15 protein-coding genes and 1 tRNA gene are annotated in these 14128 nt (G+C 44.4%); 12 read left to right on the top strand and 4 right to left on the bottom strand.

Annotated elements, in window-relative coordinates; all coding sequences use genetic code 11:
- Positions 1 to 232: 232 nt before the first annotated feature.
- The 3 genes from DDT91_RS16210 to DDT91_RS16200 all read right to left on the bottom strand — a co-directional run bounded on the left by DDT91_RS16210 (position 233) and on the right by DDT91_RS16200 (position 1477).
- Positions 233 to 316, bottom strand: a tRNA-Leu gene (locus tag DDT91_RS16210).
- A gap of 91 nt (positions 317 to 407) precedes the next feature.
- Positions 408 to 707 (bottom strand): putative quinol monooxygenase, encoded by a 300-nt coding sequence (locus DDT91_RS16205; RefSeq protein WP_187177237.1) that lies wholly within the window; start codon positions 705 to 707, stop codon positions 408 to 410.
- Entirely contained in the window at positions 707 to 1477 is a 771-nt protein-coding gene (locus DDT91_RS16200) for an S-adenosyl-l-methionine hydroxide adenosyltransferase family protein (protein WP_187177236.1), read from the bottom strand. Before DDT91_RS16200 ends, DDT91_RS16205 begins: the two co-directional genes overlap by 1 nt.
- A 105-nt stretch (positions 1478 to 1582) precedes the next feature.
- Here DDT91_RS16200 and DDT91_RS16195 point away from each other — a divergent pair, with 105 nt between their 5' ends.
- The 12 genes from DDT91_RS16195 (at position 1583) to pgk (ending at position 13086) form a co-directional block, all read left to right on the top strand.
- Positions 1583 to 2572 carry a PhoH family protein gene (locus tag DDT91_RS16195; RefSeq protein WP_187177235.1) on the top strand — a complete coding sequence of 330 codons (990 nt, stop codon included), beginning with the start codon at positions 1583 to 1585 and terminating at the stop codon, positions 2570 to 2572.
- A complete protein-coding gene (locus DDT91_RS16190) occupies positions 2541 to 2975 on the top strand; it encodes a GNAT family N-acetyltransferase (protein WP_187177234.1) in 435 nt (144 codons plus the stop codon). The genes DDT91_RS16195 and DDT91_RS16190 overlap by 32 nt, the downstream gene beginning before the upstream one ends.
- Positions 2976 to 3014: 39 nt before the next feature.
- On the top strand, positions 3015 to 3587 hold the full coding sequence (locus DDT91_RS16185; RefSeq protein ID WP_187177233.1) for an outer membrane beta-barrel protein: 573 nt from the start codon (positions 3015 to 3017) through the stop codon (positions 3585 to 3587).
- 83 nt (positions 3588 to 3670) lie between these two features.
- Complete coding sequence (locus DDT91_RS16180; protein ID WP_187177232.1) at positions 3671 to 5605, top strand: ComEC/Rec2 family competence protein; 1935 nt, start codon at positions 3671 to 3673, stop codon at positions 5603 to 5605.
- Between the two features lie 60 nt (positions 5606 to 5665).
- The gene (locus tag DDT91_RS16175; protein ID WP_187177231.1) at positions 5666 to 6445 is read left to right on the top strand and encodes an enoyl-CoA hydratase/isomerase family protein; all 780 of its coding nucleotides are present in this window, start codon (positions 5666 to 5668) and stop codon (positions 6443 to 6445) included.
- Positions 6446 to 8368 (top strand): ATP-dependent DNA helicase RecQ, encoded by a 1923-nt coding sequence (locus tag DDT91_RS16170; protein WP_370539330.1) that lies wholly within the window; start codon positions 6446 to 6448, stop codon positions 8366 to 8368.
- A complete protein-coding gene (locus tag DDT91_RS16165) occupies positions 8361 to 8963 on the top strand; it encodes a hypothetical protein (RefSeq protein ID WP_187177230.1) in 603 nt (200 codons plus the stop codon). Before DDT91_RS16170 ends, DDT91_RS16165 begins: the two co-directional genes overlap by 8 nt.
- Positions 8956 to 9507, top strand: coding sequence for an NUDIX hydrolase (locus tag DDT91_RS16160; RefSeq protein ID WP_187177229.1), 552 nt, complete (start codon positions 8956 to 8958; stop codon positions 9505 to 9507). The genes DDT91_RS16165 and DDT91_RS16160 overlap by 8 nt, the downstream gene beginning before the upstream one ends.
- Positions 9507 to 9941: a thioesterase family protein gene (locus DDT91_RS16155; protein WP_187177228.1), complete on the top strand. Its 435-nt coding sequence runs from the start codon at positions 9507 to 9509 to the stop codon at positions 9939 to 9941. Before DDT91_RS16160 ends, DDT91_RS16155 begins: the two co-directional genes overlap by 1 nt.
- A gap of 35 nt (positions 9942 to 9976) precedes the next feature.
- Complete coding sequence (locus DDT91_RS16150; protein WP_370539329.1) at positions 9977 to 10687, top strand: tetratricopeptide repeat protein; 711 nt, start codon at positions 9977 to 9979, stop codon at positions 10685 to 10687.
- Between the two features lie 3 nt (positions 10688 to 10690).
- Entirely contained in the window at positions 10691 to 11656 is a 966-nt protein-coding gene (locus DDT91_RS16145) for an L-threonylcarbamoyladenylate synthase (protein ID WP_187177227.1), read from the top strand.
- A gap of 230 nt (positions 11657 to 11886) precedes the next feature.
- Positions 11887 to 13086, top strand: a complete 1200-nt coding sequence (gene pgk / locus DDT91_RS16140) for a phosphoglycerate kinase (RefSeq protein WP_304503144.1) — start codon at positions 11887 to 11889, stop codon at positions 13084 to 13086.
- A 134-nt stretch (positions 13087 to 13220) separates the two neighbouring features.
- Here pgk and DDT91_RS16135 read toward each other — a convergent pair whose 3' ends face one another.
- A complete protein-coding gene (locus tag DDT91_RS16135) occupies positions 13221 to 14069 on the bottom strand; it encodes an endonuclease/exonuclease/phosphatase family protein (protein ID WP_187177226.1) in 849 nt (282 codons plus the stop codon).
- Between the last annotated feature and the right edge of the window lie 59 nt (positions 14070 to 14128).

Below are 14128 nucleotides of genomic sequence, written 5' to 3'. Positions count from 1 at the left end.
AAGGGGGCTTTTTTGGTTGATGGGAAAATGTTTTCCGCAGATTTTCACAGAAAAAGTCACAGATTTTCGCGGATTTTTTTGATCCTGCCTGAAAGTGTAATATTCCTTTAGTAAATGAAATGTCTGTTTTTTTACAGAAAAGAAAATTTCTTTATTCGAAAATATTGAAAAGCTCCTGCCAGCAAGAGGCTAAAAACAAAAAAAGCCCGCATCACTGCGAGCTTTAGGGACGTACCCAGGGCCGGAGTCGAACCGGCACGAGTGTAACCTCATTGGTGTTTGAGACCAACGCGTCTACCGATTCCGCCACCTGGGCATGGTACGCGCCTGATCGTGTCAGACTTTTTTGTTTCCGTTCCTTGCTGAACGGGCTGCAAATATGAATACAAAAATGATTTCCTACAAACTCATTTCGATACTTCCTGTAATTTTTTTATGCTAAAAGCTTGCGGCTTTTCTGCAAAAAGGGCCTTGGTAAAGCTCCAGACAGATTTAAAGAGCTCAGAATCACGATACTTATTCAGGGTTTCTTCGCTTTCCCAATGGCTATAAGTCACGAAAATATTTTTTTCAGAAAAGTCCTGCCAGAGCTCCAAATGGTGGCACCCAGGAAAATTCCTGATCAAATTTTTATTGGCCTCAAAGTTTTCCAAAAAGACATTGACCTCCTCAGGTCGGAATGTCATTCTTACGATTCGGATCAGCATCAGCCTGCAAAAGTGATATAGATTACACTGTCTTGCTTGAGTCCAAGTAGGTTTCCTCCATGCCCATGGTTGATCCCGATTTCCAGTAGATCCATGCTGTTGAAAAAGGCATAAGGATCTCCGGCTTCTACCTGATCGTAGCCGGTTTGAAGTCCATCAAGGGTTTCTCGTCCAAATTGAATGTTGAATTTGCCCGGGTTCAGTTTTTCAAAAACATCCCTTCGGATATTGGTGATCAGATTGCCATAGCGATCGATTCGGATCACATGTCCGATAATTTGTTCCCTTGTAGCTTTTGCCTGTCGGGACATCAATTTTTTGAATTGAGAAGAGGGACCTCCGAAATCGTGAATAGCTGCACCTGAGGCGACTTTGGCGGCGATCGGAGCCAGAATATCCCGGGTAGGGAAGGTGGAGTCTTTAAGATGTATATCAGCAAACTGAACGATAATCCCAGGGTCATAGTCGGCTATAAGGCTAAGGACCCCATTATTTGGCCCGATGAAAATATGATCCTCCAGCTTAATCCCGATATAGCCGGCAGTCATGGTGCCGGTGGTGTTGATGCCTACCAAGTGCACTGTTCCCTTCGGGAATTCCCGATAAGTGGATCGTAAGACAAATGCCGCATGCTCCAAGTCAAAAGGTGAAATGGAGTGGGACAGGTCAATAATATTTAATTGTGGATTGATGGAAAGCATCTTGGCCTTCACTGCCGGAACGTAATAATCTTTGTCCCCAAAATCAGAGAGGAATGTCACCAATGCCATACAAGCAAGTCTATTAAAATTGTGTAATTTTGTTTGAGAGGGGAGCGAACAAAAATAGAAATTTTATTCTTTTGCCTTTAAGGTTAATCTAATCAATACACAAGTTTGGTCGAAAAAGTAATCACTTTAGAAAATGTTCCCTTGGCTGAGTTTTTGGGCACAGCCAATGAGAATATCCGTCAGATAGCACAGGCTTTTCCTCAAAGTAAAATTGTCTCTAGAGGCAATGAAATCCGCATTCAAGGTGGTGCCCCGGAAATTTTACGCATCAATGATCTGATCAATATGCTTTTGGAGCACTTTGATCGATTTGGTCATCTTACTCCCGAAAATGTAAAAGACTACCTCGATATCGAAGGAATTCCCTTTGAGGAAGCAAATCGGGATCAGGTCATCGTTTTTGGAAATAAAGGGCTGGTCATCAAGCCGAAATCAGCCAATCAGCGGAAGCTGGTCGATGCGGCGATGAAAAACGATCTGGTGTTTGCTTTGGGACCTGCCGGTACAGGGAAAACCTATATCGCAGTAGCCTTGGCTGTGAGAGCCTTGAAAAACCGGGAAGTGAAGCGAATCATCATCACCCGCCCGGCTGTGGAGGCAGGGGAAAATCTAGGTTTTCTCCCTGGAGACCTTCAGGAAAAATTGGATCCTTACCTGAGGCCCATTTATGACGCCCTTCAGGACATGGTCCCCCCGGAAAAACTCAAGTATTACCAAGAGACCCGTGTGATAGAAATTGCACCGCTCGCCTATATGCGTGGTCGGACACTCCATGACGCCTTTGTTCTCTTGGATGAAGCTCAAAATACTACCAGCGAGCAGATCAAAATGTTTCTTACCCGAATGGGGCCTAATTCCAAGGTGATCATTACTGGTGACCAGACTCAGGTAGACTTACCTGTAAGGCAGAAGTCGGGACTTTCTGAGGCTCTTCGAATTTTGAAAGATGTGAAGGGTATAGGGATTGTAAATCTGAGTGGCAAGGATGTTATCCGTCACAAGCTCGTCAAAGCGATCATCGAAGCCTACGAGAAAAATCAGGAAGAAAGGGAACAGCTCAGAAATGAATCTCAGGGTAGAAAAAATAACGGATAAAGAACTTCTCGAAGAAGCATTTAAAATCCGATCCCAGGTTTTTGTATTAGAACAAAATGTGAATCCCGAGCAAGAGCGGGACGAGTGGGAAGCATCTTCCACTCATTTTTTAGCCTTCCTTGATGAGATTCCTGTGGGAACAGCCAGATGGAGAGTGACGGATTATGGGGCAAAATTAGAGCGTTTTGCTGTACTCAAAGAAGCCAGAGGAATGGGGGTTGGTGGTGCTTTGGTTGCTGCTGTTTTGGAAAATATCAACTCAGCTCCCGAGGCTTTTGGAAAAACCAAATACCTTCATTCCCAACTTGCGGCTGTCCCTCTTTATTCCAAATTCGGCTTTGAAAAAGTTGGGGAGATGTTTGAGGAATGTCATATCCATCACTTCAAAATGGAATTGGCCTAATCCTTGCCCAGATTAACTAAAATCCAACATCATTTATTTATGAAAAAATACATTTTCGTTTTCCTTTTGACGGCAGGTCTTTCATTTTCTGCATTTTCCCAACAAGTTATCTCCTCCTCAGTCTCCAAGAATCCAAACATTGGAACCTTTGAGAATGAGATCAAACTAAACTTTCTCAATTTGATTGTTTTGGGTTCTTTTGAAATTGGGTACGAGCGTTTTTTGAGCGAAAGCCACTCGCTGGATTTTCAGATTCTGATCAATGACCGATTTGGATACAATTCAGAAAACAATGGAAAGACTTATAAGACCAATTCCATTCAGTCTGGTATGAATTTTTATTTTGGGAACAAACCCAATGGTAGATTTTATCTCTATCCCTTTGTGAAATTTAGATTCGGGGATTTTGAGGAGATGGGAATGGGCGCCAATTTCACCACCGACATGACTGCATTTATCTTAGGTGCCGGCTTCGGTTACAAATGGGAGGTTTCCGAGCATTTTGCGTTTGGGCCTTATGCGAGTATTGCCCGCAATTTCAGTGAGGCAGTTTCCGACAAATTCACCGCCATCGAACCCAATGCCGGATTTAGCTTGGGGTATAGGTTTTAATTCCTAAGATCAGTACAAATGAGCCTTTTGGGGCTCTTTTTTTTGCCCTATTTTTTCTACCTTAAGGTTTAATTTTTTAAAAGATGAGATTCGCTGATTTTCCTTTTTTGAGATACCTTCCTTTTTTGATTGCGGGGATAGTATTGGCCACTTATTTCCCGATTCAAATTTGGCCTGTCCCTTTTGCGGAAATTCTGGTAGGATGGATAATTTATGCTTGGGGGGTAGGGAAATCTCAGCCAGTTCAAACTGGTTTTTCGGCAGCTTTAGGCTATTCTCTTTTATTTTTTTTGGGGTATTCCTTGACCATTAGAGAAGCAGTAAACCAAATCTCCCCAAGATTTAAGGAGGATTCATTCCAAGCATACATGGCTGAAGTTCAGAGGTATGATCTTGAAAAACCCAATTCCCGAGAAAATTTACTCGAGTTGGTCGCTGTGAGGGACAGCATGGGTTGGAGGCATGCTGCCGGAAAAATTTTGATTTATCATAAAAGTGACCTTGGCCTTCAGCCAGGGGATTTGATTAGGGTCAACAAGAAGCCTGAAGAGATCCCAGCTCCTGTATTCCCCAATGAATTTGATTACAAAGGATTTCTTGCAAAAAAAGGAATCTATTATCGACAGTTTATCGGGAATGACTTTGTAAAACTGGATTCATCTGCTGGACAAAATATTGCGTTTGCCATTCCTCGACTGAGGGAGGGTTTTGCACAGTTGATCCAATCAAAAATCCAACATAGCGAGTCCAAACAGATTGCCTTGGCACTATTATTAGGCCAAAAAGAGTCCCTTGACAGGGAAATCCGAAATGCGTATTCCGAAACAGGCACCATGCATATTTTGGCAGTTTCGGGATTGCATGTAGGGATAATCTATGCGATCCTTTTGCTCCCTCTCAGAGGTTTCAGAGCCTCAGCAAAAATCCGTTCTTTTTATCTCGTTTTGGTCATCCTGATTATCTGGATTTATGCGTTGATGACTGGTTTTTCTCCTTCTGTGGTAAGAGCGTCGGTGATGTTTTCCTTGTTTACTGCAGGGCAAATGAGAAAAAGGAAACCTTCCATCTGGAACATTCTGGCTTTTTCTGCCATGATTATGTTGGTCTTGGATCCAGACGTACTTTTTGAGGTTGGTTTTCAACTTTCCTATTTGGCAGTGGCAGGGATAGTTGGTTTACAGCCCTTGATTGTTCGCTGGTGGCTGCCTCCTAATCGGATTCTCGAGTATTTTTGGCAACTAGCGGCTGTCAGTATCGCAGCACAATTGGCGACCTTTCCTTTATCCGTTTTTTATTTTCATCAGTTTCCTACCTACTTTTTATTTGCTAATCTGATTGTGGTGCCACTTGCTTTCTTAATTATGTCCGTGGGAGTACCCTTTTTGCTTCTGGGCTGGGTACCTGGTTTGGGAGACGGATTGGCGTGGTTGGTGGATGCAATGATTTTTGTGCAACATCGGATTACTTTGCTTATTCAGCTGCTTCCTATGGGTAAAATCGATCGGTTGACGATTACTTTTTCAGGGATGGTTTTGGTGTGGATTTCCCTTTTGATTTGGGGAAATTGGGAAATGGGCAACCGGAAAAAATTGGTAGCACTCGGACTGTTTTTTTGGGGAATATGGCTAGGAGAGGGAATAATCAGGGAACTGATGAGGCCTTCAAATCAGCTTTTGTTTTTTTCAAGTGAAAAGGGGACCTTGATCGATCTTCAACTGGGAAACCGTCATTTTTCCTGGAATCAAGATTTCTTGCCCGACCAGATTTCTTTTTCCATTGACCCCAATCGACTTCAAGAGCATCGTTTGGCAAGCCCATTGTCCCTCAAGGCAATCCCTCAGGACAGCACTTTCTTTTTTCCCGGACTTGACTTTAGGTATTTTCCCAAAGAAAAATATATCCGGTGGGAGGGCCAAAAGCCTGAAAAAATTCAGGAATTTCGAAGAGAAATTTCAGGTGCCAATTGCCGTGAAGACTCTATTTTGCGACAAAGTTTAGGTTTCCGAGCAATTTTCTGAAGTTCGGTTTGTCTAAGCTTTTTTCTCATCCTAATTTATCCTAACCAAGCCCAAAATATCATGGAAAAAACAGTTTTGACTCATGTCGAAAATCACATAGGAATCATCACCCTTAATCGTCCAGAAAAACGGAATGCCCTAAGTCCACTATTGATCAGAGAATTGTCTGAGGCTTTTTCCCAAATGGAAACCCATGCTGATGTCAAGCTTGTGATTTTGCAGGCAAGGGGCAGGGTCTTTTGTGCGGGGGCAGACTTGGAGTACCTTCATGAAATGCAGCAATTTACCTATGAGGAAAATCTAGAGGACAGTCATAGGCTCAAGCGGCTTTTTACTCAGATTTATGAATTTCCAAAGGTGGTGATTGCTAAGGTCCAAGGACATGCCCTTGCAGGAGGATGTGGCTTGGTCACTGTTTGCGATTTTGCCTTCGCCGATTCTGACGCCTTATTTGGCTATACAGAGGCGAAAATTGGCTTTGTTCCTGCCCTGGTTTCAGTTTTTCTGGCAGAGCAAATCGGCCATTACCGTGCAGGAGAGTTGCTGATCTCTGGGGAGATGATCTCTGCTAAAAAAGCGGATGAGTTTGGATTGATTACAGGCCATATGCAGGGAGAGTCATTGGATCATTGGGTGCAGCATGAATTTGCAGGCAAGTTGATGAGGGAGAATTCTGTTTTTTCTATGAGTGAATCCAAAAGACTCCTGAGATCTCTAGGAAAGGAGGCCCGAGACAAAGCCTTGGATGCCGCAGCAGAGGCCAATGCCCGTGCCCGTGCCCATGAAGATTGTAAAAAAGGAATTTCAGCATTTCTGAATAAATCAAAACCGAACTGGTAAGTGACCCATGACCTCCAACATATCCTCAAGAAGGTTTTTGGATTTGACGACTTTCGTCCTGTCCAAAAGGAGGTCATTGATTCGGTCATGTCCGGGACGGATACTTTGTCGATTTTGCCTACCGGGGGAGGAAAAAGCCTCTGCTATCAGGTTCCTGGACTGGCGAAAGACGGGATCTGCCTGGTAATATCTCCTCTGATCGCTTTGATGAAAGATCAGGTGGACAACTTGAAGGCCAGAGGTGTGAAAGCCGTGGCGATCTACTCAGGAATGAGTTTTAGGGAGATTGATACCACCTTGGATAATTGTATTTATGGGGATTACAAGTTTCTCTACGTCTCTCCCGAGCGCCTGAAGACCGAGATTTTCATTGAGCGATTCAAACAGATGAAGATCAATCTGATTGCCGTGGATGAGGCACATTGTATTTCTCAATGGGGCTATGATTTTCGTCCTTCTTATCTTGAAATTGCCCAAATACGAGTCTTTCACCCCAAAGTAAACGTCCTAGCCCTTACCGCCTCAGCAACTCCTGAAGTCTGTGCGGACATTGTGGAAAAGCTCGAAATGAACCGCCATCAGGAGTTTCATCAGAGTTTTTCCAGAAAAAATCTCAGCTACAGCGTGAGGATAGTCGAAAATAAACTTGAAAAAGGAACCGAGATTCTCAACCGAATCCCGGGCACCGCTATTTGGTATGTGAGAAACCGGCAAGGCACTCATCAATTGGCCAAGGCGCTCAATCAGATGGGGATCTCCGCTGCTCCCTATCATGCAGGAATGTCCAGCTCGGATCGCTCCGCCAAACAAGAAGCCTGGAAGCATAACCAAGTCAGGGTGATGGTCAGTACCAATGCCTTTGGGATGGGGATTGACAAACCGGATGTGCGTGTGGTCATTCACAGCGATCTTCCCGAAAATCTCGAGAATTATTATCAGGAAGCAGGTCGTGCAGGCCGGGATGGCAAAAAAGCGTATGCTGTTTTGCTGGCCAATGAGCAGGATTTTGAGCAGGTACTCGACCGGGCCGCCTTAGTTTACCCACCCATTGAATTTCTTCGAAGAGTCTATCAATGTTTAGCCAATTACTTTCAGTTGGCAGTAGGTACCAATCTACTGAGCAGTTTTGATTTTGATCTGTCAGAATTTTGCCACACATATCAGATGCCTGTATTGGATACGTTCTATGCGTTAAAAGTCTTGGAAGAGGATGGTTTTGTGGAATTTAATGAAAGTTTTTTTGCTCCTTCTAGGGCTCACTTTCTGGTCGATCCCAAGCGGCTCTATGAGATCCAAGTCCAATACTCGAAGCTCGATCCGGTAATCAAAATGATGCTTAGAACCTATGGGGGCAATCTTTTCTCTGAATACATCAAAATTCAGGAATCCAAACTGGCTAAATCTTTGGAGATGAAAGAATCGGATCTGATCAAGTCCCTGCAGCAGCTCGCCAAGATGGAAGTCCTGGATTATGATCAGCGAAAAGATACCCCACAGCTTACCTTTCTGACCCAGCGCTATGATGCTGCTAAACTTCCATTTAATTTCCAAAGGATCAAGCTGCGCAAGGAACTGACTTTGAATAAGGCAAAGAGCATGGTAGAATACGCTCATCAGACCCGAATCTGTCGTTCCCAATTCATTCAGGAGTATTTTGGGGAAAAGACCGATCAAGAATGCGGAATCTGTGATGTATGTCTGGAAAAGAAAAAAACAGATCAAGCCGAGGTAACGGAACAATCTCTCAAGAAAAAAATACTTGAAACTTTAGCCCAATTTGGTGAGTTAGGAGAATACGAAGTTTTCGAAAAAATAAATAAGCCTGCTTCTGCTACTCATCTCAAATGGCTCCGTAAACTTGCCGATGAGGCCAAAATCTCAATGGTAAAGGATGGCAGGTATAAAATCAATTCGCATGGGTAATTTTCTGGACGACCTTTTCAAAAAAGTATTTAAGCCATCGGAGAAATTGCCTGTGAATGTTAAGGAAAATTTTTCCCTGAAAGATTCGGATCGGGAAGACCTTGAGCAATGGCTTGATTCTCAAGAATCCAAAGATTTGTTTTCATTGATTTACAAAAATTACCATTTCAAGCGTGCCCAAATCAATGAATCGCCCCAAGTTCATATTTTCACTTCTCCTTATGCCAATGGCTTTGCGGTGAGTTTTGAACCTCCCCTGGATCTCAAATCTTTTTCCCGGGTTTTCTTGGGATTAAGCAGACGGATTCTAGCTTTGGGATATGACCAAGTCAGTTTGGACAGGAAGTTTGAAGAAGTGAATGATCGGGTGAAGGTGACTGAAAAATTCTATTTCAAACCTCCTCTTCAGCTTCCTGCCGAAGGTGAGTTGATTTCCCAGTTGTACGGCAATGTGGCTTTGGAGAAAATCAGTATTGACAATCAGCCCAGTTATATCAAACTTCTCGCGGCGGTATATTCCGACCGACTTTACCAAGACGCAAAACCCTTCGATCAACTAATGGATCGAATCTTCGAAAGACCTGAAAATGGATAGATTAACACTCACAAACCAACTGGAAAACTACCGGACTCCTTACGAGGAAGAAGCTGATTTTGTCAAAGACTTTATCGAATTGACCACAGATCCGCTTGCCTACAAACGTGAGCGATTGGAAGGACACTTTACGGCTTCTGCCTGGATAGTCAATGAGAAAAGAACCCATACCCTCTTGACTTTGCACAAGAAACTGGGAAGGTGGCTACAGTTGGGGGGACACGCCGATGGCCTTGAGAACCTGATCGAAGTAGCCAAGAAGGAGGCCGAAGAAGAAAGCGGCCTGAAGTCTTTGAAATTGGTGGATGAGAATATTTTTGATTTGGATAAGCATATTATTCCTCAGCGACCTCATGTACCCGAGCATTTTCACTATGATGTACGCTACCTTTTTGAGGCGGATATCAATGAACCATTGGTCATGAGTGATGAAAGCATTTCGCTTGCTTGGATCACTTTCGACTCGGTGGTAGATATGATAGGATACAATCCTTCCATTCTTCGAATGCTCGAGAAAACCAGCAAATCGGAAATTTTGCTTTGATGCCCAGCTACGATTACACCCAAGTTAAATCCGAGTTTCCTTTTATCACTCCGATTCAAATCCGTTTTTCGGATATTGATGGCTACCTGCATGTGAATAATGGCGTGTACTTCAGCTATTTTGAGCATGCCAGGGCAGTTTTTTTATACCAAGTAGCTGGCTGGAATGTCATGACTATCGGCACAGTCGTAGGAAGAATAGAAATCGATTACCTGCGTCCGATCCACTTGGAAGATCAAGTGGAGGCTTTGGTCAAATGCTCCCGATTGGGGAATTCTTCCTTTGACCTGGAGCAGTTTTTGATTGGGAAGGATGCCAAAGGAAGTGAGCATGTTTTTGCAAAATGCAAATGTGTCATGGTGGCGGTGGACATGAATACCATGAAGCCGGTGCCTGTGCCGCCGGAATACCGGGAAAAGTTAGAGGCCTCTTGATGCCATTTTCCCTATCTTTGCCGAAAAATTACCCCGTGAACAAACTTTGGATGCTAGGCTTGCTGTGTGTGAGCCTTTTTGCCTGTAGCCCCAGTGAGGAAGAACTGCTAAAAGCAGGAATTGAGAAAATGGATGCCCAAGCATGGCCTGAGGCGGTCACTTATTTTGATCAGTTGCTCGAGAAAAACCCAAGCAATGCCACTGCGCTTAATGCCAAAGGAGTGGCCCTTTTCCAGCAGGGAAAAATTGAGGAAGCCATGCCTGTTTTTGACCAAGCCATTACCGCCGATTCGACCAATTACAAGCCTTGGTTCAATCGGGGAAATGCCAAAATGGAGTTGAAAAACTACAAAGAAGCACTTGCTGATTTCAATTTAGCTTCTGCTTTGGATCCTACTCAATTGGATATTTTGTTCAACAGAGGCACCGCACTGCTGAATATGGAGCAATATGAAGATGCCCTTTTGGACTTTCAAACTCTCCTGCAATCTGATCCCAACAATGCCGAGGCTCACTTCAGAAAAGGGAAAGCTGAATTAGGAATGAGTGATCCGATTCACGGATTGGAGTCTTTGACCAATACCGTCAATCTCGATCCTAAAAATGCCGAAGCTTATTACCTGCTTGGAGTGACTCGAATGAGCGCTTTGGGCCAAAAAAATGAGGGTTGTGCCGATCTTAAAATGGCACTTTCGCTTGGATATGCGGAGGCCGAAACCTGGATCAAAGATTTCTGCGAAAAGTAAATTATGGCGCAGATTGGTACCGATATCGATTTAGCCCAATCCTTTTTGGAAAATGGACAGCTCGTGGGGATTCCCACTGAGACAGTCTATGGACTTGCCGGGAATGCGCTGAATCCTGAGTCAGTTGCCCTGATTTTTGAAACCAAAAATCGTCCTACGTTCGATCCCTTGATTCTTCACACCTCCTCTTTGGAGCGAGTAGGAGAGTTTGTGTCTGATTTTCCGGAAAAGCTAAAACAGCTGGCTGAGAAATTTTGGCCGGGACCATTGACCTTACTTTTACTAAGAAAATCGATTGTTCCGGATTTGGTGACTTCAGGGCTGGATCGGGTAGCCGTGCGAGTGCCTAATCATCCTCTGACGCAGACTTTATTGGAGCAATTGGATTTCCCTTTGGCAGCTCCAAGCGCCAATCCGTTTGGCTACATCAGTCCAACCCAAGCGCAGCATGTAGAAGCTCAGTTGGGTGAAAAAATCCCCTATATCCTGAACGGTGGGCCTTGTGCGGTTGGTTTAGAGAGTACGATCGTAGGAATGGAAGGAGAGGAAATCGTGATCTATCGCCTGGGTGGATTGGAGATTGCTGAAATAGAAAATGTAGTCGGGCCAGTCAAAGTCAAAGATCACAGCAGCAGCAATCCTTCCGCTCCTGGACAATTGGACAGTCACTATGCTCCGAGAAAGCCTTTTATTTTGGGGGATTTGAAGACCTTGATTGCTGAAAAACAAGCTGAGGGAGTTGATTTTGCAGTGTTGAGTTTTTCGGATGCTTTTGAGCAATTGCCCCAAGTAAAGCAGATTGCCTTGAGTCCATCCCGTGATCTTCATGAAGCTGCGAAAAACCTTTTTGCAGCCATGCGAAGGCTGGACGAAACCTCTGTTGAGGTAATCCTAGCTGAACTGTTGCCGGAAACCGGCTTAGGCCGGGCAATCAATGACCGACTCCGAAGAGCAGCGGTAAAAAGCTGAAGGATGAATTTTGAAAGCTGAAAATTAAGGAAGTTTGGAGGCATGGAAGCTGGAGGGTAATGTGGAAGCCATTTCAAAATCCGAAATCCGAAATCTGAAATCCGAAATTTCAAATCTCCCTATCTACTCTTCTTCAACTTTCCCCGATTTTGATTCCCTTTTGGATGAAATTGGCTTAAATTCAGGCCAGTTTTTACGAAAACCAATTCAACATCTATTAAACCAATCCTATGAGTTTGAATGTAAAAAATGTGGACAGCCTCAATTTTGCAGGCAAAAAGGCCCTGGTTCGAGTGGACTTCAACGTGCCATTGAATGAAGACTTTAATGTTTCTGATGATACCCGTATCCAGGCAGCGGTCCCTACGATCAAGAAAATTTTGAAAGATGGCGGTTCTGCCATCCTGATGTCTCACCTCGGCCGTCCAAAAGGAGGTCCTGAGGATAAATATTCCCTGAAGCATATCATCTCAGCCGTTGAGGCTGCCTTGGGTCAAACCATCCAATTTGCCACAGATTGCATCGGAGCTGATGCTGCTGAATTGGCAGCAGGTCTTGGTGCAGGGGAAGTGTTGCTGTTGGAAAACCTCCGATTTTACAAGGAAGAGGAAAAGGGGGACAAAGACTTCGCTGGCAAATTGGCCAAGTTGGGTGATGTGTATGTGAACGATGCCTTCGGTACCGCTCACAGAGCACACGCTTCTACGGCAGTAATCGCAGAATTTTTCTCCGAAAAAGTAGCCGGCTACCTGATGGAATCTGAGTTGACCAATGCCGATAAGGTATTGGGTAATCCTGAGCGTCCTTACACCGCTATTATGGGTGGTGCCAAAATCGCAGACAAGATTTTGATCATCGAGCGTTTGCTTGAAAAAGTGGACAACCTCATCATCGGTGGCGGGATGTCTTACACCTTTGCAAAAGCGCAGGGTGGTAGCATCGGAACGTCTCTATTGGAGGCGGATAAGATGGATTTTGTATTGGAACTGATGGAAAAAGCCAAGGCAAAAGGGGTAAATCTGATTTTGCCTGTAGACACCATCATTGCAGACGCATTTTCCAATACCGCCAACCAAGGCGTAGCCAACAAAGGTGAAATTCCTGACAACTGGATGGGCTTGGACATCGGACCAAAGACCAGAGAATTGTTTGGTAAAGTGATTTTGGAATCCAAAACGATTCTTTGGAACGGCCCAATGGGTGTGTTCGAAATGGAATCCTTCGACAAAGGAACCAAAGCCATTGCAGAATATGTGGCAGAAGCTACCCGAAACGGCGCCTTCTCACTGATCGGCGGTGGTGATTCTGCAGCTGCGGTAAATAAGTTTGGCTACACCGATCAAGTATCTTACGTTTCTACCGGTGGTGGAGCCTTGCTCGAGCACATGGAAGGCAAAGTACTTCCCGGAGTCGCTGCTTTGGCGGAGTAATATGAAGAGAGAAGACCTGCCAGGTTTTAAAAACGTGGCAGGTCTGAGTTTAGAAAAGGCCTGCCTATCCAGTTGGCCTTTGTTTTTTTATGGGATCTTTTCCAAAGGTTTAAACTTTGGAAACCTCACATTTTTCAAAAGCTCAACTCCACTAATACCGGAAAGTGATCGGAAGGATATTTTTTACCATAGTTGTCAGTCAAAATCCCATGCCTTAGCACTTCGATTTTTCCATTCACGAAAACGTGATCAATGATGCCGTCGGGCATTCGCTCCCAGTCAAATCCCGTAAAGGTGCCGGCAGGTCCATAGGAAGGTACTTTTGAAATCAATCGGGTATCTTTCCAAGCGGGATTTGATACTATGGTTTGATAAGCCGGATTGTCGGGAGTGACATTGAAATCACCCATCCAGATCACGGGGAGTTTTTCGCGGTTGATTTCCTGGATTTTAGAGGCCACTAGCTTGCTGCTTTCTTCCCGGGCTTGCTGCCCAATGTGATCGTAGTGGATATTGAAGACGTAAAACCGCTTCCCATCTTTTGCCTTGAACCTTCCCCAAGTACAGATCCGGTTGAGGGCGGCATCCCAACCTTTGCTCGATGTGTCAGGAGTGGGAGAAAGCCAAAAAGTGCCCGAATCTTCCAGCTGATACAGGTTGGGATCGTAGTGGATAGGGGAAAATTCGCCTTTTTCCTTTCCATCATCTCTTCCTACTCCTATGGATAAGTAGCCTAGCCCTTCATTGATCTGTTTCAATTGGTGTGCAAGGGTTTCCTGCGTACCAAATAGACCGATTTGGTGAAATTGGATCAAGTGGATTACATGCGGGGCACGGTCTTTCCAGAGATTCCCCGCATCGCCGGGATTGTCCCAGCGGATATTGAACGTGGCAAAGCGGTGCGTTTGGGCAGCTAAATGTGAGAAGGCTGATAATCCAGCTACAATGATCAGGAGAAAGAAAGGGATGATTTTTAACTTCATGTCGGTGAACTAATTCGTGAAAAAAGGCTTATCACTTAAAATTGCACGTTAATTTCATT

The organism is Algoriphagus sp. AK58, from assembly GCF_014324365.1.
Taxonomy (GTDB): Bacteria; Bacteroidota; Bacteroidia; order Cytophagales; family Cyclobacteriaceae; genus Algoriphagus.
Note: the sequence above shows the minus strand (reverse complement) of the source record. Positions and strands in the feature narration are given on the sequence as shown.

Bases quoted from the DNA above. Each gene is read 5' to 3' on its own strand.
- DDT91_RS16205 (WP_187177237.1), bottom strand. From the start codon at position 707: ATGCTGATCCGAATCGTAAGAATGACATTCCGACCTGAGGAGGTCAAT.
- DDT91_RS16200 (WP_187177236.1), bottom strand. From the start codon at position 1,477: ATGGCATTGGTGACATTCCTCTCTGATTTTGGGGACAAAGATTATTAC.
- DDT91_RS16190 (WP_187177234.1), top strand. From the start codon at position 2,541: ATGAATCTCAGGGTAGAAAAAATAACGGATAAAGAACTTCTCGAAGAA.
- DDT91_RS16185 (WP_187177233.1), top strand. From the start codon at position 3,015: ATGAAAAAATACATTTTCGTTTTCCTTTTGACGGCAGGTCTTTCATTT.
- DDT91_RS16180 (WP_187177232.1), top strand. From the start codon at position 3,671: ATGAGATTCGCTGATTTTCCTTTTTTGAGATACCTTCCTTTTTTGATT.
- DDT91_RS16175 (WP_187177231.1), top strand. From the start codon at position 5,666: ATGGAAAAAACAGTTTTGACTCATGTCGAAAATCACATAGGAATCATC.
- DDT91_RS16165 (WP_187177230.1), top strand. From the start codon at position 8,361: ATGGGTAATTTTCTGGACGACCTTTTCAAAAAAGTATTTAAGCCATCG.
- DDT91_RS16160 (WP_187177229.1), top strand. From the start codon at position 8,956: ATGGATAGATTAACACTCACAAACCAACTGGAAAACTACCGGACTCCT.
- DDT91_RS16155 (WP_187177228.1), top strand. From the start codon at position 9,507: ATGCCCAGCTACGATTACACCCAAGTTAAATCCGAGTTTCCTTTTATC.
- DDT91_RS16145 (WP_187177227.1), top strand. From the start codon at position 10,691: ATGGCGCAGATTGGTACCGATATCGATTTAGCCCAATCCTTTTTGGAA.
- pgk (WP_304503144.1), top strand. From the start codon at position 11,887: ATGAGTTTGAATGTAAAAAATGTGGACAGCCTCAATTTTGCAGGCAAA.
- DDT91_RS16135 (WP_187177226.1), bottom strand. From the start codon at position 14,069: ATGAAGTTAAAAATCATCCCTTTCTTTCTCCTGATCATTGTAGCTGGA.